Source organism: Mesorhizobium sp. USDA 4413, from assembly GCF_056280365.1.
In genome coordinates, this window is sequence record NZ_JBVPRP010000001.1 from 5,008,426 (window position 1) to 5,029,355 (window position 20,930).

General features: G+C 63.7%; 21 protein-coding genes and 1 pseudogene. 11 read left to right on the forward strand and 11 right to left on the reverse strand.

Annotated elements, in window-relative coordinates:
* Positions 1-7: 7 nt before the first annotated feature.
* Entirely contained in the window at positions 8-508 is a 501-nt protein-coding gene (locus ACVMIM_RS24610; RefSeq protein ID WP_476115068.1) for a (2Fe-2S)-binding protein, read from the reverse strand.
* A 248-nt stretch (positions 509-756) separates the two neighbouring features.
* Here ACVMIM_RS24610 and ACVMIM_RS24615 point away from each other — a divergent pair, with 248 nt between their 5' ends.
* The gene (locus ACVMIM_RS24615) at positions 757-1,941 is read left to right on the forward strand and encodes an FIST N-terminal domain-containing protein (RefSeq protein WP_476115069.1); all 1,185 of its coding nucleotides are present in this window, start codon (positions 757-759) and stop codon (positions 1,939-1,941) included.
* Between the two features lie 5 nt (positions 1,942-1,946).
* Positions 1,947-3,281 (forward strand): ATP-binding response regulator, encoded by a 1,335-nt coding sequence (locus ACVMIM_RS24620; RefSeq protein ID WP_476115071.1) that lies wholly within the window; start codon positions 1,947-1,949, stop codon positions 3,279-3,281.
* Between the two features lie 10 nt (positions 3,282-3,291).
* On the opposite strand, the gene ACVMIM_RS24625 is transcribed toward ACVMIM_RS24620, so the two are convergent.
* Positions 3,292-3,975: a response regulator gene (locus ACVMIM_RS24625; RefSeq protein ID WP_476115072.1), complete on the reverse strand. Its 684-nt coding sequence runs from the start codon at positions 3,973-3,975 to the stop codon at positions 3,292-3,294.
* 203 nt (positions 3,976-4,178) lie between these two features.
* Here ACVMIM_RS24625 and ACVMIM_RS24630 point away from each other — a divergent pair, with 203 nt between their 5' ends.
* The 5 genes from ACVMIM_RS24630 to ACVMIM_RS24650 all read left to right on the forward strand — a co-directional run bounded on the left by ACVMIM_RS24630 (position 4,179) and on the right by ACVMIM_RS24650 (position 8,256).
* Positions 4,179-4,877 (forward strand): fumarylacetoacetate hydrolase family protein, encoded by a 699-nt coding sequence (locus ACVMIM_RS24630; protein ID WP_476115073.1) that lies wholly within the window; start codon positions 4,179-4,181, stop codon positions 4,875-4,877.
* A complete protein-coding gene (gene maiA / locus ACVMIM_RS24635) occupies positions 4,874-5,524 on the forward strand; it encodes a maleylacetoacetate isomerase (protein ID WP_476115075.1) in 651 nt (216 codons plus the stop codon). Before ACVMIM_RS24630 ends, maiA begins: the two co-directional genes overlap by 4 nt.
* On the forward strand, positions 5,514-5,993 hold the full coding sequence (locus tag ACVMIM_RS24640; protein ID WP_476115076.1) for a DUF4262 domain-containing protein: 480 nt from the start codon (positions 5,514-5,516) through the stop codon (positions 5,991-5,993). Before maiA ends, ACVMIM_RS24640 begins: the two co-directional genes overlap by 11 nt.
* A 43-nt stretch (positions 5,994-6,036) precedes the next feature.
* Positions 6,037-7,077: a zinc-dependent alcohol dehydrogenase family protein gene (locus ACVMIM_RS24645; protein WP_476115077.1), complete on the forward strand. Its 1,041-nt coding sequence runs from the start codon at positions 6,037-6,039 to the stop codon at positions 7,075-7,077.
* A 93-nt stretch (positions 7,078-7,170) separates the two neighbouring features.
* Positions 7,171-8,256, forward strand: coding sequence for a hypothetical protein (locus ACVMIM_RS24650; RefSeq protein WP_476115079.1), 1,086 nt, complete (start codon positions 7,171-7,173; stop codon positions 8,254-8,256).
* 36 nt (positions 8,257-8,292) lie between these two features.
* On the opposite strand, the gene ACVMIM_RS24655 is transcribed toward ACVMIM_RS24650, so the two are convergent.
* Positions 8,293-9,156, reverse strand: a complete 864-nt coding sequence (locus ACVMIM_RS24655; protein WP_278047933.1) for a DMT family transporter — start codon at positions 9,154-9,156, stop codon at positions 8,293-8,295.
* Between the two features lie 102 nt (positions 9,157-9,258).
* Between ACVMIM_RS24655 and ACVMIM_RS24660 the strand changes: the two genes are divergently transcribed.
* On the forward strand, positions 9,259-10,698 hold the full coding sequence (locus ACVMIM_RS24660) for an aminotransferase-like domain-containing protein (protein WP_476115080.1): 1,440 nt from the start codon (positions 9,259-9,261) through the stop codon (positions 10,696-10,698).
* On the opposite strand, the gene ACVMIM_RS24665 is transcribed toward ACVMIM_RS24660, so the two are convergent.
* The 3 genes from ACVMIM_RS24665 to ACVMIM_RS24675 all read right to left on the reverse strand — a co-directional run bounded on the left by ACVMIM_RS24665 (position 10,695) and on the right by ACVMIM_RS24675 (position 13,146).
* Positions 10,695-11,192: a MaoC family dehydratase gene (locus ACVMIM_RS24665; protein WP_041004068.1), complete on the reverse strand. Its 498-nt coding sequence runs from the start codon at positions 11,190-11,192 to the stop codon at positions 10,695-10,697. The genes ACVMIM_RS24660 and ACVMIM_RS24665 overlap by 4 nt on opposite strands.
* A 175-nt stretch (positions 11,193-11,367) precedes the next feature.
* Positions 11,368-11,796, reverse strand: a complete 429-nt coding sequence (locus tag ACVMIM_RS24670; protein ID WP_278047935.1) for a phasin family protein — start codon at positions 11,794-11,796, stop codon at positions 11,368-11,370.
* Between the two features lie 54 nt (positions 11,797-11,850).
* The gene (locus tag ACVMIM_RS24675; protein WP_476115081.1) at positions 11,851-13,146 is read right to left on the reverse strand and encodes a DUF445 domain-containing protein; all 1,296 of its coding nucleotides are present in this window, start codon (positions 13,144-13,146) and stop codon (positions 11,851-11,853) included.
* 210 nt (positions 13,147-13,356) lie between these two features.
* Between ACVMIM_RS24675 and rirA the strand changes: the two genes are divergently transcribed.
* A complete protein-coding gene (gene rirA, locus ACVMIM_RS24680; RefSeq protein WP_041004061.1) occupies positions 13,357-13,818 on the forward strand; it encodes an iron-responsive transcriptional regulator RirA in 462 nt (153 codons plus the stop codon).
* On the opposite strand, the gene ACVMIM_RS24685 is transcribed toward rirA, so the two are convergent.
* The 5 genes from ACVMIM_RS24685 to hemP are packed head-to-tail and all read right to left on the reverse strand — an operon-like array spanning position 13,815 to position 17,938.
* Positions 13,815-14,603 (reverse strand): heme ABC transporter ATP-binding protein, encoded by a 789-nt coding sequence (locus ACVMIM_RS24685; RefSeq protein ID WP_476115083.1) that lies wholly within the window; start codon positions 14,601-14,603, stop codon positions 13,815-13,817. The genes rirA and ACVMIM_RS24685 overlap by 4 nt on opposite strands.
* Before the next feature lie 7 nt (positions 14,604-14,610).
* Positions 14,611-15,711 carry a FecCD family ABC transporter permease gene (locus ACVMIM_RS24690; protein ID WP_476115084.1) on the reverse strand — a complete coding sequence of 367 codons (1,101 nt, stop codon included), beginning with the start codon at positions 15,709-15,711 and terminating at the stop codon, positions 14,611-14,613.
* Positions 15,712-15,717: 6 nt separating this feature from the next.
* The gene (locus tag ACVMIM_RS24695; protein WP_476115086.1) at positions 15,718-16,611 is read right to left on the reverse strand and encodes a heme/hemin ABC transporter substrate-binding protein; all 894 of its coding nucleotides are present in this window, start codon (positions 16,609-16,611) and stop codon (positions 15,718-15,720) included.
* 11 nt (positions 16,612-16,622) lie between these two features.
* The gene (locus ACVMIM_RS24700) at positions 16,623-17,684 is read right to left on the reverse strand and encodes a hemin-degrading factor (RefSeq protein ID WP_476115087.1); all 1,062 of its coding nucleotides are present in this window, start codon (positions 17,682-17,684) and stop codon (positions 16,623-16,625) included.
* A 47-nt stretch (positions 17,685-17,731) separates the two neighbouring features.
* Positions 17,732-17,938 (reverse strand): hemin uptake protein HemP, encoded by a 207-nt coding sequence (gene hemP, locus ACVMIM_RS24705; RefSeq protein ID WP_040981784.1) that lies wholly within the window; start codon positions 17,936-17,938, stop codon positions 17,732-17,734.
* Positions 17,939-18,138: 200 nt separating this feature from the next.
* Between hemP and ACVMIM_RS24710 the strand changes: the two genes are divergently transcribed.
* The gene (locus ACVMIM_RS24710) at positions 18,139-20,358 is read left to right on the forward strand and encodes a TonB-dependent hemoglobin/transferrin/lactoferrin family receptor (protein WP_476115089.1); all 2,220 of its coding nucleotides are present in this window, start codon (positions 18,139-18,141) and stop codon (positions 20,356-20,358) included.
* A gap of 7 nt (positions 20,359-20,365) precedes the next feature.
* Positions 20,366-20,808, forward strand: a pseudogene (locus tag ACVMIM_RS24715) (hypothetical protein).
* The last annotated feature ends 122 nt before the right edge of the window (positions 20,809-20,930 follow it).

Here is a 20,930-nt window from a genome sequence, read left to right on the forward strand (position 1 = left end):
TATTCCCTTAAGCTGCCCGCTTCGCCTTACCCTTGGCGCCCTTCGCCATCGTCTCCGATGCGGCGAGGATCGCCTTCACGATGTTGTGGTAGCCCGTGCAGCGGCAGATGTTGCCTTCGAGCTCGGCGCGCACCATTGCCTCGTCCAGGCCCTCCGGATGGCGCGCGATCATGTCGGTCGCCGTCATGATCATACCCGGCGTGCAGAAGCCGCATTGCAGCCCGTGATGCTCCTTGAACGAGGCCTGTACCGGATGCAGCTCTGCACCGTCCGCCAGTCCCTCGATGGTGACGATGGTCGAGCCGGAGGCCTGCGCGGCGAGCATCGTGCAGGACTTCACCGCCTTGCCGTCGACATGCACGACACAGGCGCCGCATTGCGACGTATCGCAACCCACATGCGTTCCGGTGAGACCAAGGTGCTCCCGCAGGAAATGCACCAGAAGCGTTCGGTCCTCGGCGCTCCCGCTGACTCGCCTCCCATTCACAGTGAACGACACGTCCGACATGCAACCTCCCTGGGTATCAACCTTGGTCATTGCCGAATGCCGCGCTTGTGCTTCGGCAGTGGGTTCGCGCACCGTACAATGCGCAAAACAGCGCTGCCAGCGGCGGTTGCATTGTACTTTCGGTCATAGCAACGGCATCACGCGCCCCAGCGACCGGCCCATTGCCAAAACCGGGATTGAAGGCAAAGATACTTTCGACGCGCTCGTGCCCGATATAAAACACACGCATAAGCCAGCGTTGGAGGAAATTGCGGAGGAGGCAGCTGGCCAGTTCGAGCACACGCTATGCATCGGGCCTTTCGGCGCTCACCACGGATGAGCCCGACCCAAATGCCTTTGCCCGGGCCATCGCGGCCGAAGCGGCGATCGTCGATGCCGGCTTCGCGCTTCTGTTCTTCTCCCAAAGCCTTGTCGACGCGGCGGCGCTCGCACAGGCGCTGAAGATCCACGCGCCATCGCTCGCCTATGCCGGCTGCTCGACCGCCGGCGAAATCACGCCGCAGGGATTGGAGGAAGGGCATGCTATTGCCCTGCTTTTGCCGTCGGCGTCGTTTTCGACCGTCAGCACCATGGTCGAGAACCTCTCCTCCTCCGGCATGGACGGGATTACCGGCGAGGTCCTGGAGCTCAGGCGCCTGCTGCAATCCCGCGCCGGCCGGGAGCGGGCGAAGAGCGTCTTTGCCCTCTGCTTTATCGACGGGCTTTCCTATGCCGAGGAAGCGGTGACATCGGCCATCCACTGGGGGCTGGATGACATCCCGCTGATCGGCGGCTCGGCGGGCGACGACCTGAAATTCGAGACGACCAGCCTGATCTCGAACGGCAAGGTCACGTCCGACAGCGCCATCATCGTGCTGGTCGCGACCGAGATCCCTTTCCACGTCTTCAAGACGGACAATTTCATTCCGACCGACGAGAAGCTGGTGGTGACGGCGTCAGACCCGGACCATCGCATCGTGCGCGAATTCAACGCCACCAATGCGGCCGAGGAGTATGCAGCTTCCGTTGGCATCCTGCCGCAGACGTTGACGCCGCTGAGTTTTGCCTCGCACCCCGTCGTGGTGAAGGTCGGCGGCGAATATTATTGCCGCTCGATCCAGCGCATGCACGCCGACGGCTCACTGTCCTTCTTCTGCGCCATCGACGACGGCGTGGTGCTTTCCATCGCCCAGCCGAAGAACATGGTGGAGGCGACGCGTACCGCGCTCCAAGATGTCGAGCACAAGCTCGGCGGCATCGACATGATCCTCGGCTTCGACTGCGTGCTGCGCCGTCTCGACGCGCGCAACCGCCAAGTTTTTCGCGACATCTCCGAGCTCTACCGGACCAACAAGATCATCGGCTTCGGCACCTATGGCGAACAGTATCGCTCGATGCATCTCAACCAGACTTTCACCGGCATCGCCTTCGGCGATCGCCAGGCGGCCGAGTGACGCGGATGCCGCTTCGCGCCATCAACGACCTCGAAAGGCTGAAGAAGATCAACGCGGCCCTGGTCAGCCGCGTCGAGCGCTCGATGGACCAGCAGGGCAATGCCTTCTCGCTGTTCCAGACCGCCATTTCGCTGGAAAACCGGGTGCGCAACCGCACCGAGGAATTGCACGCCACACTGCGTCGGCTCGAACAATCGAACATCGACCTCGTCGCCGCCAAGGAAACGGCCGAGCTGGCGAACCTTTCCAAGACCAGGTTCCTCGCCGCCGCCAGCCACGACGTGCTGCAGCCGCTCAACGCCGCGCATCTGTCGGTCTCGGCGCTGGCCGAGGTTCAGACCAGCGAGGAAGGCCGCAAGCTGGTGCGCCAGGTCGAGCGCTCGCTGGAGACGATGGAAGACCTCTTGCGCACCCTGCTCGACATCTCCAAGCTCGACGCCGGCGTGGTGCAGCCTGAAATCGGCGACGTCAGCCTGGAGACGCTGTTTTCCTCGCTGCGCTCGGACTTTTTGCCCGAGGCGGAAAAGAAAGGCCTGTCGCTGAAATTCCGCCCGGTCAATGTCGTCGTGCGGACCGACCGCACGCTGCTCAGACGCATCCTGCAGAACATCCTCTCCAACGCCCTGCGCTATACCCGTTCCGGCGGCGTGCTGGTCGGCACCAGACACCGCGGCGATACCATCCGCATCGACGTCGCAGACACCGGCTGCGGTATTGCCGAGGACCAGCGCGAGGCGGTGTTCGAGGAGTTCCACCGCGGCACCGCGACGCTTGCCGATGCAGGGCTCGCCGGCGGCCTTGGCCTCGGCCTTGCTATCGTGCGCCGCATGGCCGCCGCGCTCGGCCACCCGGTGACCTTTTCCTCGAAGGTCGGGCGCGGCACCATCTTCCACATCGACGTGCCGGTCGGCATGGCAGCCGAACCGGTGGCGACCGTCACCGATATGGACCGCCCGCGCGGCTACGGCCTGTTCGGCACCAAGGTGCTTTTGGTCGAAAACGACCTCGACGTGCTCTCCGCCATGACCTCGCTGCTCGAGCGCTGGCAGTGCCAGGTGCGCGCCGCCACCTCCACCGACGATGCGCTCGACCTGCTCGGCGACACCGACTGGGTTCCCGACATCGTCATCGCCGACCAGCATCTCGACGGCGGCGACCTCGGCACCTCGACGATCGCCGAAGTGCGCGACTATCTCGGCCGCCCCGTGCCGGCGCTGATCGTCACCGCCGACGGCTCCGAGCTCGTCGCCAAGGCCGCCCGCGCCGCCGGTATAGAGCTGATGCGCAAACCGCTGAAACCGGCGCAGCTACGCGCGTTGCTGGCGCATTTGTTGGCTTAGAAATACTGCCTCAAAACCCCGCCTGATCCCTGAACAGCTCCGCATTGTCGAGCTTCGACACCTCGATCACCGCCTGCGTGCGGCTATACACGTTGAGCTTGCGCAGGATCTCCGAAACATGCGCTTTCACCGTGGTCTCGCCCACCTGCAGCTCGTAGGCGATCTGCTTGTTCAGCATGCCCTGGCGCAGCATCTGCAGGACCCTTAGCTGCTGCGGCGTGAGCCTCGCCAGGCGCTGCACCATGTCGGCGCGGTCGGTGCTGTCGGGGTCGGGCGGCTGGCCCTCGTAATTTTCCGGCACATAGACGGCGCCGTCCATCACCGAGCGGATGGCTGCCGCGAGATCGCTCTTGCGCGCCGATTTCGGGATAAAGCCGGCCGCGCCATAGGACAGCGCTTCGGAGATGATCTTCGGTTCCTCATAGCCCGAAACGATCACCACCGGCAGCCGCGGATAGCGGGTCCTGAGCTGCAACAGCCCCTCGAAGCCATGCACGTCGGGCATGCTCAAGTCGAGCAGCGCGAGGTCGAACGGCTTGGCGTCGGCAAGAAGCTCGATCGCTTCCGTGATCGAGCGCGCCTCGACTGTGTCGACGTCCGGATAGGCCATCTGCACCGCGCTGTGCAGCGCCTCGCGAAACAGCGGGTGGTCGTCGATGATCAGGAAGCGGGCGCGATCGCTGGTGGAGCTCATTGCATGGGTTCAGGCATCGGTTCGGTTTCGGCCGCCACAGGATAGTCCCGTGACGATGGCCAGATTATTGGCAAATAGTATACGCCCAAAGGCCAGCGCATTGTCACTGAAAAGACAGGCCGAGGTATGGGAACCTCGAGTCTTGCCCGCCCGGCAAAATCGGCGGAAGGTGGGCACGATTCACGCCAACACAGAGAAAAACCATGCCAGAATTCGTCCTTCCGCTGCCGCCGGTCGCCTCGGTTGCCGTCGCAGGCTCGGCGGAGCGGTTTGCCGTGCGCCGCATCTTCTGCGTCGGCCGCAACTATGCGGCGCATGCGCGCGAGCTCGGCAATGACGAGCGCGACCCGCCCTTTTTCTTCACCAAGCCCGCCGATGCGGTGGTCGACAGCGGCGCCGAGATCCCCTACCCGCCGCTGACCTCGAACCTGCATCACGAGATCGAGCTGGTCGTCGCCATCGGCAAGGGAGGCCTTCATGTGCCCCGCGCGGATGCGCTCGCCCATGTCTGGGGTTATGGCGTCGGCGTCGACCTGACCCGCCGCGACCTGCAGGATCAGGCGAAGAAGGCGGCACGTCCCTGGGATTGGTCTAAAGCGTTCGACCAGTCCGCGCCCTGCGGCCCGCTGGTCCCGGCCGCGAAATCAGGACATCCGGAGAAAGGCCGCATCTGGCTTGCCGTCAACGGCGCGGTGAAACAGGACGGCGACCTTGCCGAGCTGATCTGGCCGGTCGCCGACATCGTCTCGATCTGCAGCGAGGCGGTCGAGCTTCGGCCCGGCGACCTGATCTTCACCGGCACGCCGGCCGGCGTCGGTGCGGTCCAGGCCGGCGACAGGATCACCGGTGGCGTCGACGGCATCGGCGAAATCGAGGTGACCGTCGGGCAGCCGAGGCGATGAGCGAACTCGTCCTCCACAACTACTACCGCTCCTCCACCTCCTACCGGGTGCGGATCGCTCTGGCGATGAAGGGGCTGGACTACACCTATGTGCCGCATCATCTGCGCCACGGCGAGCATCTGGAGCCCGCCTATCTCGCGGTCAATCCGCAAGGTCTGGTGCCCGCGTTGGTGCTGGACGACGGCAGGCTTTTGACGCAGTCGCTGGCGATCATCGAATATCTCGACGAGATTGAGCCCGAGCCACCGCTGCTGCCGAAGGACGCGCTGGGCCGGGCTCGCGTCAGGATGCTGGCGCAGATGATTGCCTGCGACATCCACCCCGTGAACAATCTGCGCGTGCTGACGTCGCTGCGCACCTTGTTCGGCGCCGGCGACCAGGACGTCGTCAACTGGTTCCGGCATTGGGTGAACGAAGGTTTCCAGCCGCTTGAAAAGATTCTCGCCTCCTCGCCCGAGACCGGAACCTTCTGCCACGGCGAAGCACCTGGCCTCGCCGATATCTGCCTCGCCGCGCAGGTCACCAACAACGCTCGCTTCGGCGTCGACATGGCGCCCTATCCGGTGATTGCGCGCATCAACGCCGCCTGCATGGCGCTGCCGGCGTTCCAAAAAGCTGCGCCGCAGAACCAGATCGATGCCGAGTAGGGAAGCCAAAGACGCCGAGGAGGCCAAGGCACTCGCCGACATCGAAGAGTACGGGTGCCACATTCTCTATGTGCTGGAGGAAGACGAGCATCCGCCATTCGCATACTCGGTCGGGATAGAGCACAATTTTGGCGTCCCCGAGTTGGTCGTCATCGGGCTCAAGCCGGAGCTTTCGATGACCATCATCAACGAGTATTGCCGACGGGTGCGCAGCGGCGAAAGGTTCAGCATCGGCGAGCGGGCGTCGGGTTTCCTGGGAGGAGGCTTCGACTGTCAGTTCGGTGCAGTCCATCCCGATCACTACCGGGACTATTTCGGTTGGGACATATGGTTTTACGGCGGGCCGGATTTCCGGATTGTGCAGCTTATCTTTCCGACAACGTCCGGGATTTGGCCATGGGATCCCGAAGCCGATGAATGGTTTTGCAAACGGCAGCCGCTGCTTGACCAATCACCGTCGCCGACATAACCCGAACCGCACTGCCCTTTTGAACTGGAAAAGAAAGCACCCCATGAAAGCCGTCGTCTTCGAGAAATTCGGCGAGACGCCGACCATCCAGACCGTACCCGATCCGAAGCCGGCCGCCGATGGTGTCGTCATCAAGGTCGAGGCTACAGGACTTTGCCGCAGCGACTGGCACGGCTGGATGGGCCATGACGACGGCATCACACTGCCACACGTCCCCGGACATGAGCTGGCCGGCATCGTCGTCGCCGCCGGCAAGCAGGTCAGCCGCTGGAAGGCCGGCGACCGTGTCACGGTGCCCTTCGCCGTCGGCTGCGGCCGCTGCTTCGAATGCACCTCCGGCAACCACCAGGTCTGCGAGCACCAGTCCCAGCCGGGCTTCACGGGCTGGGGCTCGTTCGCCGAATATGTCGGCATCGAACATGCCGACACCAATCTCGTGCGCCTGCCTGAACAGATGGAATTCGCCACCGCCGCCAGCCTCGGCTGCCGCTTCGTCACCTCCTTCCGCGCCATCGTCGACCAGGGCCGGGTGACGCCCGGCGAATGGGTGGCGGTGCATGGCTGCGGCGGCGTCGGCCTGTCGGCGATCATGATCGCCAGCGCCATGGGCGCCAATGTGATTGCCATCGACCTCACGGACGAGAAGCTGGAATTCGCCAAAAAGATCGGCGCGGTGGCGACGATCAACGCCTCGACGACGCCGAACGTGGTCAAGGCGGTCAAGCAGATCACCAATGGCGGCGCGCATATGTCGATGGACGCGCTCGGACATCCGACCACGTCCTTCAACTCGATCTCGAACCTGCGCCGGCGCGGCCGCCATGTTCAGGTCGGGCTGATGCTGGGGGAGCATGCCCGCCCGCAAGTGCCGATGGACAAGGTGATCGCCTTCGAGCTCGAAATCCTCGGCAGCCACGGCATGCAGGCCTACCGCTATTCGGCAATGATGGAGATGATCCGCACCGGCAAGCTGAAGCCGGAATTGCTTGTCGGCAAAAGGATCAGCCTCGAGGAGGCGCCCGCCGCCCTGATGGCGATGGGCGGCTTCGAGGGGATCGGCATCGGGGTCGTGACGAAGTTTTAGCAGGTGCCAGGCCAAGGCGGCGAGCGCCCGCGTTTATCTTGCTTGCATATTTTTCTAAGGAACATAAAGTGAACACGACATTGGAATAAACCAATGAACGTTGGGTTGAGGGCGATGAGGCTTGCTTCGAATCTATTGTTGTTTGCGTTGCTGGTTTCTATGGCTGATGCCGCTGCTGCGGAGCAGACAAGTCAGAAGACCGCTCCAGATTGGCCACCCACTCCTGCGGCAGCATCGCCAGGATGGGATGCTCCGCGCTTTGAGAATTACCCTGCAAAGTCCACCCCTGAGGGCCGTCGAGCAATGCCTCGCTTCAACGGACCAAACTGGACGGCGGAAACCAAGGCTAGAATTAGGGAAGCGGTGAAATCCGGCTACAATTTCGCTGGACACTATACGATCGTCGAAATGGGATGCGGCCCTGAATGTAAATCTGCTTGGGTTGTCGACGGACGAAGCGGCGCGATCCACGCCTTCCCGTTGGGTGGCGAAGGCACAAGCAGCTTGAAATTGATCTATAATGTGAAAAGCCGATTGATAAAGTCGGCATGGCTTAACAGCGAAAAGGTTTTATGCACGCAGCAAGATTTTGATTGGGACGGCAAGAATTTCAATAACATTGTTGGCATGGATCATACCGACAAAGGCACCTTCTTTCGATGTGACGTTCTCGATTCGAACGTATCGATGGAGTGGCCCTCTGATGAGGCGAAGACATCGCCAGGCGATGAATTGAGCTTCGAAACCTTTCCGGCGAGGGTGTTTCAAAACGGGCCTGTTAAGCTGCCTCAGTTCGATGGCAGAGACCGCGGGGCGCGAGAGTATCGCACAAGAATATCCGACGCGATGAAAACCGGTGCGAATTTTGCCGGGCACTACACGATTGTCGAAATCGGGTGCGGTACAGGGTATTTGTGCGTTTATCTCGCAGATACAAAAAGTGGAAAAATTTGGGATTTCCCGCTTGGTGGCATGGACTACTTGAACTTGGAACTGAAGTACTCGTTGGATAGTCGACTGATAAAGGCCCGGTGGATAGACGGATTGAATGGCGATCAGGCAGACTGTGCGGAGTCGGTCGCTGAATGGGATGGTCGCAGCTTCAACAGCTTCGGCAAGACGCATCGTGGGGTAGCCGACGAAACCTATTGTTCGTTTGACCAACCCCAAAACGAATAGGACCGAGCAAAACAGAATCCTGCTGAGCCTGCCGCTTCACCGCGCGAACTTCTTCGCACCGAACACGCAGGCTACCACGCCCAGTGTGACAACCACCATCATCGGGCTGACCTTTTCGTGCAGCAGGCTCGCCGCCAGCGCCAGGCCGAAGAAGGGCTGCAGCAGCTGCAACTGACCGACGGCGGCGATGCCGCCTTGCGCGAGGCCGCGATACCAGAACACGAAGCCGATCAGCATGCTGAACAGCGAGACATAGGCAAGGCCGATCCAGGCGCTGGAACCGATGGCCGCGAAGGATGGCGGCAGCGTCGCAAAGCTCAACGCCAGCATGACCGGCAGCGACAGCGCCAGGGCCCAGCAGATCACCTGCCAGCCGCCGAGCTTGCGCGACAGCTTGGCGCCTTCGGCGTAGCCCAGCCCGCAGACGATGATGGCGCCAAGCATCAGGCCGTCGCCGACCGGCGAGGCGGTCACGCCTTGCGCCAGGGCAAAGCCGGCGACCAGAGCGCTTCCCAGGCACGAGAACAACCAGAAGGCCGGACGGGGACGGTCGCCGCCGCGCAGCACGCCGAAGATAGCGGTCGCCAGCGGCAGCAGGCCGACGAAGATGATGGAATGCGCCGAGGTGACATGCTTCAGCGCCAGCGCCGTCAGCAACGGGAAGCCGACCACGACCCCCAGCGCAACGACGACGAGCGAGATCAGGTCGCTGCGCTCCGGACGCTTTTCGCGGAACAGCAGCAGCATCGCAATCCCGAGCAGACCGGCGATCGCCGCCCTGGCCGCCGTCAGGAAGGTCGGGTCGAAATCCATCACCGCCACCCGCGTCGCCGGCAGCGACCCGCTGAAGATCAGCACCCCGATGAAGCCGCTGAGCCAGCCGTCGAAACTCTTTTCCATGATCTGCTCCGTTTACGCTTCCGTACCGGCGCAAGCCATGGTGTTGCCAGATACAATGGGGTACAATTCTACAAAACTGTAATGGTCCGCAGGGAAGTACAGATGGACATATCGGGCCCAAATGCCGGTGGTGGCGCCACCCTCGTCGAAACCGTCATGGCGGCAATCCGCCAGCGCATCGCCGCGCGCACGCTGACGCCTGGAGCCCGCCTGCTGTCGATACGGGCCATGGCCAAATCCATGCAGGTTTCGAAATCGACCGTGGTCGAGGCCTATGAGCGCCTCGCGGCGGAAGGCACGATCCGTTCGCGCCCGGGCTCGGGTTTCTACGCCGCCGGCCAGCTTGCGCCATTGTCGCTGGCCGAGATCGGCCCTCGGCTCGACCGCGCCGTCGACCCGCTCTGGGTGTCGCGGCAATCGCTGGAAGCGGGCGAGGAGATGCTGAAGCCCGGCTGCGGTTGGCTGCCGGCGTCCTGGATGCCGCAGGCCGCCTTGCGCCGTGCGCTGCGCACCGCGGCCCGCGCCGACGATGTCGCGCTTGCCGATTACGGCACGCCGCTCGGCCTGCCCCCGCTGCGCCAATTGCTGGCGCGGCGCATGGCCGAGCATGGCGTCGAGGTCTCGCCGGACCAGATCATGCTGACCGATTGCGGCACCCAGGCCATCGACCTTCTGTGCCGTTTCCTGATCGAGCCCGGAGATGCGGTGCTGGTCGACGATCCCTGCTATTTCAACTTCCATGCGCTGTTGCGCGCCCATCAGGCCAAGGTGGTCGGCGTGCCTTACACGCCTTCGGGGCCGGACATCGAGCGCTTCGCCGAGGCGCTCGCCGAGCACCGGCCGCGCCTCTACATCACCAATTCCGGCATCCACAACCCGACCGGCGCGATCCTGTCGCCGGTCACTGCGCACCGGCTGCTCAAGCTCGCCGACCAGGCGGACCTTACCATCGTGGAGGACGATATCTTCGCCGACTTCGAACACAGCCCTGCCCCGAGGCTCGCGGCCTTTGACGGGCTGCAGCGCGTCGTCCAGATCGGCTCCTTCTCGAAGACGCTGTCGGCCTCGGTACGCTGCGGCTTCATCGCGGCACCAGCCGACTGGATGGAAGGCCTGACCGACCTCAAGATCGCCACGACATTCGGCGGCGCGCGGCTGTCCGCCGAACTGGTGCTGACCCTGTTGAAGGACGGCAGCTACCGCAAGCATGTCGAGCAGTTGCGCACTCGCCTGTCGCGCACCATGGCCGAGACCGCCGGCAGGCTGAAGGCGATGGGCATCACGCCCTGGATCGATCAGGCTGCCGGCATGTTCCTCTGGTGCCGCCTGCCCGACGGTATCGACGCCGCCGATGTCGCGCGCCATGCGCTGTCGGACAATGTCGTGCTGGCGCCCGGCAATGCGTTCAGCCTGTCGCATACCGCCGGCCGCTTCATGCGCTTCAACGTGGCTCAGTGCGCCGACGAACGTATTTTCACGGTGCTTGAGAGTGCAGTGGCGGCATCGCGCCGGAAAGGTGCATCGCAGGCCGGCAGACCTTAAGCCCCTGCCCGCTTGCGGCGCTCGTACATCATCACCAGCGTTTCGGCTGTCAGCGCCGGCTTCTGCTCGCCTTCGATCTCGACCGTGTTGGCCGCCTTCATCAGATACTGGCCGGGGCCGAGATCCTCCATGGAAAGCAGCGTGGTGCGCAGCCTTATGCGCGCGCCGGCCTTGACCGGCGCCAGGAAGCGCACCTTGTCGAAGCCGTAATTGAAGGCGGCCTGCGTGTTTTCCGGCACGATGCCCATCTCCAGCGCAAGAGCGCCGATGATCGACAAGGTCAGGTAGCCATGCGCGATCGTGGTGCGGAACGGGCTCTGCCGTTTCGCCCTTTCGGGATCGACATGGATCCACTGATGGTCGCCGGTGCACTCGGCGAATTGGTCGATGCGGTGCTGGTCGACGGTCGTCCAGTCGGACACGCCGAGTTCCTGGCCGGACATCGTGCGCAGCTGTTCGAAGGTCGGCGGCATTCTCGGCCGTGTTTCCGTCATTCCGGCTTTCCCATCAGTTTGCCTGTCTCCCGACCATGAAGCCGCGGCCTCTGTCAATTCGCCGCCCCGCGATTTTCGCCGGTAGAGTTGATGCTTTTTTGGGCAGGCCGAAAACGCTCAGGCGCCCGCGCCGGTTGCATTGGGTCGATGATGGGCTCGAAACCGCCAGGTAAGCCTATTTCTTTTCGTAGCCGGCGCGGATTTCCGCCATCGCGTCCCTGATCCGGTCACGCAGGATCTCAATCGATTCGGTGCTGGATTTGCGCACAAGGTCAGCGACTTCGCTGGCATTCTTCAGCGTCGTCTCGAACGATCTGCGGGCAAATTCCGCCTGCTTGCTCATCAGCTCCTGCGGATTGCCGGGCGTCTGGTAGTTCTGCGCCATCCGCGTGATCTCATGCAGGGCATTCTGCACCATCTCATGCTGCCTCGCCAGCACCGAGGAGGCGCCGGCCGCGCTTGCCCTCGCTGACTTTTCCAGCGCTTCGAGGTTCTTGCGATGGTGATCCAAGATCGCCTGGACGTCGACATTCGGCAGCTTGAGGTCGCGGCCGAACCTGCTGAACATGTCGAGGAACGAGTCCGATTCCGGTTGTCTTGCCATGCCCTGCCTCCCGGTTGCTGCGCTCCAGGGAGAATAGTGTGCGCTAGGCCAGCGTCAATTGACGAGAAACAGCCGCTCCGCCGTATAAAGCGCCAGGCCGGCGAGCCCGCCGATGATCATGCCGTTGAAACGGATATATTGCAGGTCCCTGCCGATATTCGTCTCGATGAGCCGCGTCAGCTGCGCCAGGTCCCAGCGCTTGACCTGGTCGGCGATGAATGTCGACACGCCGCTCTTCTGGCTTTCCACGAACGAGGACAGCGCCACGACAAAGCCCTGGTTCATGTCGGCCCTGATCTGGACGTCGTCGGCCAGATGCCGGCCGACCTCGACGAACATGTTGGCGAGATGCTCGCGGATCGTCGAATTCTGCGCATTGGCGTCCTGCTCGATGAACAGGCGCAGGCTCGTCCAGGCATCGCCGGCCAGCGCTTTGACCTCCGGACGACCGAGGAAATCGCGCTTCAGCTTCTCGGCGCGCCTTGCATATTGCTTCGAGGTCCTGAGCCGCTCGATGAAAGCGAGCGCGAAATGGTCGAACTCGGCGCGCATCGGATGATCGGGATCGGCCCGCACCTCATCGAGCAGCGAACCTGCGGAAGCGACGATCTTCTTCAGGAGATAGGCATCGGCCCGAAACAGGTTGAACAGCGACGGCAATTCCTCGCGGATCTTTTCCCGCATCGTCGACAGCGCCTGCTCGTCGTTGAGGAAACGTCCCACGACCCTGGTGAACTCGTCGAACAGCTTCTGGTGCCGGCGGTCGTCGGTCAGCGCCGACAAAAGATCCGCCGCAACCGGAGCCAGCGGCACTTTGTCGATCTGCTCCAGCATGCGGCTGGTGACGAAGTCGCGCAGGCCGGATTGCTCCACCGCGGTCAGTGTCTGCGGCACCAGCCGGGCGACGAATCGCGACAGGTCGGCGGCGCGCTCGGCATCGGCCAGCCACTCGGCGACCAGAGCGGCGAAGTCGACCTCGGCGAGCTTTGCGCGCACCGGCTCCGGCGCCAGGAAATTGGCCTCGATGAAGCGGCCGAGATTGTCGGCGATGCGGTGCTGATTCTCCGGAATGATCGCGGTATGCGGGATCGGCAGTCCGAGCGGCCGCCTGAACAGCGCCACCACGGCATACCAGTCGGCGATGCCGCCGATGGTCGCCGCCTCGGCGAAGGCGGCGACGAAGCCGAGCCACGGGTAGCTGCCCTCGAAGGATTTGGCGAGCGCGAAGACCAGGACGCACAGCGCAAGCGCCGCGGCGGCGATGAATTTGGTCCGCCGCAATGCCGCGAGCTTCGCCTGCGCGTCGGCGTCGAATCGAACCGGCGCGAGGGCCGGGGCTGATTGTGACATGGAAAAGCCGTTTCCTGTTTGCACCCGCCTCTATCTAGTGGCTGCGCCGCCAAAACGCTTGCTTGAAGCTTGGGAGGCATCCCGGGCCGCCATACGCACCGGCACGCACAAAAAGTTGACACGATTGTTCAGCTATATACCGCTCCAGTCTGGAATTGTTCCAAACTATGGGCCATATTCGGCTCAAGCTAATATTTCCATGAGGATACCATGCGGCTCACGCGCCAGACCAATTATGCGATGCGCATCCTGATGTATTGCGCCGCAAATACCGACAGGCTGAGCCGCATCCCCGAGATCGCCGCCGCTTATTCGGTATCCGAACTGTTCCTGTTCAAGATCCTGCAGCCGCTGGTCGAGGCCGGCCTTGTCGAGACCGTGCGCGGCAGGAATGGCGGCGTCAGGCTTGGCCGTCCGGCCGAGCAGATCAGCCTCTTCGATGTCGTGCGCGTCACCGAAGAGAGCTTCGCCATGGCGGAGTGCTTCGAAAATGATGCCGCCGAATGCCCGCTGGTTGACAGCTGCGCCCTGAATTCGGCGCTGCGCGAAGCGCTCAACGCCTTCTTCGCCGTGCTTTCCCGCTACACGATCGCCGATCTGATCGCGGCGCGGCCGAATGTGCGCAGCCTGCTCGGCATCGACCTGTTGGAACAGCGCGCTCCGGCGGCCTAGGCGGCCGATTGCGGCAGCACGAACGGCACGCTGCCCGCAGGCAGCGCGCCGACCTTGAGCCGGCAGTCGAACACCTTTTCGATCAGCTCGTCCTTGAGCACGTCCGCCGGCGCGCCGGCTGCGGCCAGTTGGCCACGTGAAAGCACGAAAAGCCGGTCGGCATACATGGCCGTCAAGTTGAGGTCGTGCAGGATCGCCACCACGCCGCCGCCGCGCCGGGCGAAATCGCGCGCGATGTCCATGATGATGAGCTGGTGTTTCACATCAAGGCTGGAGACCGGCTCGTCGAGGAAGAGATAGCGCGGCCGCCCTTCGAGTACCGGCGCCCACACCTGGCAGAGCACGCGGGCAAGCTGCACGCGCTGCTGCTCACCGCCGGAAAGTTCCTGGTAGAAGCGACCGGCAAAGCCGTCGAGGTCGACACGCGCCAGCGCCCGCTCGGGCAGACGCGCATCTTCGCCCGGCAGCACACCGGAGCGCCCACCGATCAGGCCGAGCCGCACGATCTCGCGCACTGTGAACGGGAAGGACAGCGCCGTCGCCTGGGGCAGCACCGCGCGCAGCGTGGCTGCCTCCACCGGCGTCATCGCCGACAGGTCGCGGCCGTTGAGCGTGACGGTGCCGGTATAGGCAAGCTCGCCGGTCAACGCCTTGAGCAGCGTCGTCTTGCCGGACCCGTTCGGTCCGACGATGGCCGAAACCTCACCCGGCCGCGCCGCGAAATCGACATGCGACACGATGCGCTTGCCGCCGATCGCCACCGAGATGTCGTGCGCTTCGATCATCGCGACCTCACAAATCGACGACGCCGCGCTTGCGCAGCAGGATCCACAGGAAGAGCGGCGCTCCGGCGACCGCCGTGACGATGCCGATCGGCAACTCGGCCGGCGCGACGATGGTGCGAGCGACCGCATCGGCGATGAGAAGCAGCGAGGCGCCGAGCAGGGCCGAGGCCGGCAGCAAATAGCGGTTGTCCGGTCCGATCGCGAGCCGCAGGACATGCGGCACGACGATGCCGATGAAGCCGATGCCGCCGCTGACAGCGACCGAAGCGCCGACCGCCGCCGACACGCCGACGATAGCCGTGTATTTCAGCCGCTGCACAGGTATGCCCAGATGACCGGCGGTCGCTTCGCCCAGCGCCAGCGCGTTGAGGCCGCGCGACAGGAACGGCATCGCCGACAGCGCCGCCACGATCACCGGCCCCACGGTGCCGATCTTCGGCCATGTCGCGCCGGCAAGCGAGCCGAGCTGCCAGAATGTCAGGTCGCGCAGTTGCCGGTCGTCGGCCATGAAGATGAGGACGCCGGTGAGCGCCATGGCAAGCGCGCTGATGGCAATGCCTGCAAGCAGCAACGTGGCGACCGACGTCCGCCCCTGGCGCGTGGCGATGGCGTAGAGCAGCAACGTCACTGCCAGCCCGCCGGAGAATGCCGCGAGCGGCAGCGCGAGCGTGCCGAGCGCCAGCGTGAGGGGCGCAAGCCATGTGGCGCCGAGCACGATGATCGCCACCGCGCCGAGGCTGGAGCCGGCCGAGACGCCGATCAGGCCGGGATCGGCAAGCGGGTTGCGGAACAGGCCCTGCATCACCGCACCGCAAACGGCGAGCGCCGCACCGATCAGCACGCCGAGCAGCACGCGCGGCATGCGAATGTCATAGACGATCAGCTGGTCGCGCGCCGCAAGCGCCGCGTCGGCCGGCAGCGCGCCCACGAACCAGTCGCGGATGACGCGAACGGCTGACGCATCGGAAGCGCCCGAAGTCAGCGACAGGAACACGGAAAGGACCAGCGCCAGGCACAAAAGCGCGATGACGAATCTTGCGCGCGCCGAGCGGTCGCCATCGGCTGCCATCGCCCGGCTCGGCGCGCCTGCTATCGACTGTTCGGCCATCGCCGCTCAGTCCGCGACCTGGCTGCCATAGAGCTCGACCGCAAGATCGTGGATGGTTTCGGCGGTGCGCGGGCCGAAGCCGAGCAGATAGCCGCCCCACATGCTGATCATCTTGCGGTTCGCGCCCGCCGGCGTCGAAGCGACGGCAGGGTTGGCGAACAGCTCCTCTTCCGAGATCGGCGGTCCGCCGCCCTTCATCGTCAGGACGACATCCGGTTTGGCGCTGACGATCGCCTCGTCTGTCATCGACTTGTAGCCGGAGAAGCCTTCGACCGCGTTGACCGCACCGGCAAGCTTGATGATGCCGTCGGCCGCCGTGTCGCTGCCCGCGGCAAGGATCTTGCCGCCTTGCGTCGACAGCACGAACAGCATGCGCTTGCGATCCTTGATCGAGGCCGTCTTTTTTTCGGCCGCCGTCAGCTTCGCGTCCGTCTCCGCCGCCAGCTTCTCCGCCTTGGCCTCGACCCCCAGCGCCTTGCCGACGATTCGGATCTTTTCGAGGATGCCTTCGTGATTATAGTGGTCCGGCACCTCGATGAAAGCCACGCTCGACTTCTTCAGCACGTCGACCGCCTCTTTCGGGCCACTGTCATGCAGCGCCAGGATTCCGGTCGGATTGACCGACAGGACACCCTCCGGCGACAGCGCGCGCATATAACCGACATCCGGCAACTTCTGCGCTTCTTCCGGATAGGAGCTCGTCGAATCGCGGGCGACGAGATGCCCCTCCTCGCCGAGCGCATAGACGATCTCGGTGATCGAGCCGCCAATCGAGACAATTCGCGAAGCGTCCGAAAAGACGGCTTTCCCTTCCTCGGCGCCGGCGGGCGGCGCCGCGAAAGCCAGCAAGACACCGAACATCGGCGCGAGCGCCGCGCGGAAACTGGGAATAAAGCGCATTGGGTCTTACCTTATGCAGCGGACGGGCTGGGAATGCGGGGCAGGTTCTCGGCGAGAAAACGCCAGTCCTCGCGCTCGCTCTCACCTTCATGACGCTTGCCGAAGAACTGGATGATCATGCCGCCATTGGCGTCATAGGCCTCCAGCGAGGTGACATGGCCGTCCTTGGTGGGCTTGCGCACCGCCCAGACCTCATGGGTGTGGTCGGTCCTCAGATGCAGATGGAAAGTCTCGTCGAGCACGTTGATCCACGGACCCACCGGCTTGACGGACTTGATCGGGCCGGAATGGATCTGGATGCAGCCGCGGTTGCCCACGAAGCACATGATCGGCATTTCGCCTGCCGCCGCGTGGTGGAACATGGCGCTCACCGCGTCATTGTCGAGCAGCCACGCATAGTCCTGGCCGACCATGCGCACCGCCTCGCGGCGGCTGAGCTTCAGCGTTTTCAGCATGCCGAAGAACTGATGCACGTCGGTGAGCCGGCTCCAGCGGTCACGCAGATCGTCGATCGAGGCGACCGAACCCGGTGCCTCGCTCTCCCCTCCCGCCGCGCTTGGGAGGATCGCGACGGTCGGTTCCTGGTTCGACGATTCGAGACTGGCCACCAGTTTCTGGTAGGCATAGAGGTTGGATGCGGGCTTTAGATGCACCTTGTGCACCGCCTCGCCCGCCGCATCGAAGAACTGCAGGCTGCGGCGGATCTCGCCGCCGTCGCGTTTCTCGACGGCAAAGCCATGCGCCCAGACTTTCGGGAAGATGCGCAGATCGATGTTTTCGCCAAGCACCATGGCATTATGGTTGCCGGTCACGACCTTGTCGTAGACGCCGATCTTCTCGTGCACGGCGCTTTCGTTGCGCGTCAGCGCCATCACTTCGCCAACCGCCTCGAGGCCGGTCAAAAGATCGTTGACGCGCGGCTCGACGCGGACAGCGCCGAAACCGCAATGCGCGGCGACCAGTTCCGCTTCCGAGATGCCCAATTGCGCCGAGAGATCGCGCTCCCGCATTTTCGGATTTTCTTCCCGCGCCCGCCGGACTTCCTCCGGCGACGGCTTAACGCGCTGGTCCATGTCGCTCACCTCTAGCCTGATATTCGTCTGTCCCCCGCCGATCGCGGTCACTTGTTGAGGATCAGCTTGCCCTGGCGGGTGATCTTCAGGCGGTAAAGCGCGCCATGATGCTCGATGCCGATCTCGTGCTCGCCCTGGAACAGGGTGTTGCTGGAGAGCGTCCTCACCGCCAACGGCACCCGTTCGTAACGCATCTGCGTGTCTTCCGGACGGCGGACGCGATAGCGGAAATCATTGGGATTGTGCGTGTTCATCGGGTCGGTCCCTTTCCTCTGACGGCCACCTTGGCCGCAGCCTCATAAAATGCCGATTCAATTCTTGACTAGAATAATCATGTTTACTAGTCAGTGCATTACCGGACTAAATGAGTCAACATTTAAACGCCGGACGTGATCAAAAATGCGAGCGAGCCACCGGCCAGCCAGCTACAAGCCTGAAAATCTGGAGTTGGGGCATGGGGTTGGTGACTTGGGGACGGACAGGCCTGGCTGACGATGGCGCGGGTCTGGGCTTCCGATCGATCGCAAAGGCGATCGCCGCCTTGATGGCCGGAGCGGCGGCGATCGCGCTCAGCGCGCCCGCCGCGCAAGCGCAGCAAGCCGCGCAGCCGGCGGCCAACCAGCAGCAGGCCGATCAGAAAGAGCAGGCTGACGAGAAGGCCGCGGCCGAAGGAACCCTGCTCGACAAGATCCTCGTCATCAGCCGCACCGGCGAGACGGCGATCCAGTCGCTGGCCTCGGCCAGCCATGTCGATCAGGAGCAGCTCGAGCGCCGCATGGCGACCACGCCGAACGAAATGCTGCTCGGCGTGCCCGGCGTCACCGTCCAGGCCGACGCGCGGCGCGTTTCTTCGAGCATCAACATTCGCGGCCTGCAGGATTTCGGCCGCGTCGCGGTCATTGTCGACGGCGCAAGGCAGGACTTCCAGCGCTCCGACCACGGCACGCAATCGACCTTCTATGTCGATCCCGAGCTCATCAAGTCGGTCGACGTCATCCGTGGCCCGACCGCCAACACCTACGGTTCCGGCGCCATCGGCGGCGTCGTCTTCTTCGACACCAAGGACGCCGCCGATTTCCTCAAGCCGGAGGAGACATGGGCCGGCTCGCTGACCGGACGCTATGAGAGCAACGGCAAGGGCTGGACCACCAGCGCCACCGGCGCCTACAAGATCAACGACAACTGGGATGTTCTCGGCAACATCGTCTATCGCGACTATGGCGACTACAAGAATGGCGGCGGCGACACCGTTGCCGGCACCGGCTTCGACGTGCTGAGCGGCCTACTCAAGACCACCATACGCCCGACCGAGAACAGCGAATTGAAATTAGGTTGGGTCGGTTCCAGTGATGGATGGACGGAGACCAGCGGCGCCGTGCCGGCCAACGACGTCGATTTGAAATCGAACACTTTTACGGCCCGCTACAACATCTCCGACGACGCCAAGAGCTGGCTCGACCTCCACATCAACGCGTCGTACAACAGAACCAATCTCGACCTGACGACGCTTACCGCGCAAAACCGCTTCGATCCGACCACCGGCCTGCCCGTGGTGCTGCCGCCCGGCTCGCTGTCGACCTTCGATGTCGGCACCACCGGCATCGACATCTGGAACACGTCGCGCTTCGAGACGGCGAGCGTTGCGCATGAACTGACCTATGGCGGCGACTGGGTCGGCGACGATGTCGATACCGGCGGCAGCGCCGGCGGCGACAGCTTCTACACGCCGTCGGGCAAGCGCAACGTCTCCGGCGCCTACATCCAGGACAAGCTGACCTGGGAATGGTTGGAGATCATTGGCGGCCTGCGCTACGACAATTACAGCCTGAAGGACGACACGAACGAGACCTCCGGCGACAGGGTTTCGCCGCGCATCACCGTCGGCGTCTCGCCCTTTGAAAGCGCCGGTCTGGCCGGCCTGCAATTCTACGGCACCTATGCGGAAGGCTACCGCTCGCCCTCGCTGACCGAGACGCTGATCAGCGGCAACCATCCGGCCGGCGTTACCTTCCCCTTCCTGCCCAATCCGAACCTCAAGCCCGAGACCGGCAAGACCGTCGAGTTCGGCGTCAATTACAAGCAGAACGACATCATTGAGGGCGGCGACGCGCTGCGGCTCAAGGCCGCCTACTTCCATAACAATGTCGACGACTATATCGACGGCGTGACGCTCTCGCCCTTCGACCCGACCAGTGGCTGCCCGTTCGGTCCAGGCATTCCGATCTGCTTCCAGTACCAGAACTTCGCCAAGGCCAAGATCAACGGCTTCGAGCTGGAAAGCGTTTACGACGCCGGTTGGGGCTATGCCGGGTTGTCGGCCTCCATCATCAACGGCCACACCATCTCCTATGAAGGCGAGCGCGCAGACCTCGCCACCATGCCCTCCTCGCAGGTGACGGCCCAGCTCGGCCTGCGCTTCCTCGAGGACAAGCTGACCGTCGGCGGCGAGGTACAATATAACGGCAAGCCCAAGGGCAATCCGGTGGCCAAGGATTTCACGCTGGTCAACGCCTTCGCCAGCTACCAGGCGACGGACAATCTCAAGCTCGACTTCCGCGCGGACAATCTGTTCGACGTCAAATACACCAACCCGCTCAACGGAAGCACGACCGCCGTCCTCTACGAACCCGGCGTCACGCTGAAGCTCGCGGCAACCATGCGCTTTGGAGGCTGAGCGAGACATGAAACGCTTGATGGGATCCTTTCGTCTGCTGAGCTCGACATTCGCGATGTCGCTTGCAGCGGTGCCGGCGTGGGCCCAGTCCGCGCCGGCTCCGGCCCTCAGCCTTGAGCTCAACGCCGCGCAGCCTTCGGAAAAAGGCTGCCGGCTGACCTTCATCGTCAGCAACGCACTCGGCGTCGACCTGTCCAGGGCGGCTTTCGAGATCGCGCTGTTCAACGAGGCCGGCGTCGTCGATCGCCTCACCGTGCTTGATTTCAAGGACCTGCCGGCCGGCAAGACCAAGGTCACGCGCTTCGACCTCGCCGGCGCCGACTGCGGCAAGCTCAGCCGCGTGCTGATCAACAGCGCGACCGAATGCACCGGCACCGGCGTAGAACCGGCGGCCTGCATGCACGCGCGTTGAAGACCGCGACCAGGACCAGCGTCGCTTTCGGCGTCTGAAACGGCCATGGGGATGGAGCCGGCACTCGCGCGCGACGCCGTATTCCGGCCCTTGCCTGATATTGGTTCGGCGCCGCTCGCGGCAAGCGATCTTGATTTGACAATTTCCCGCTTGTCGCGGC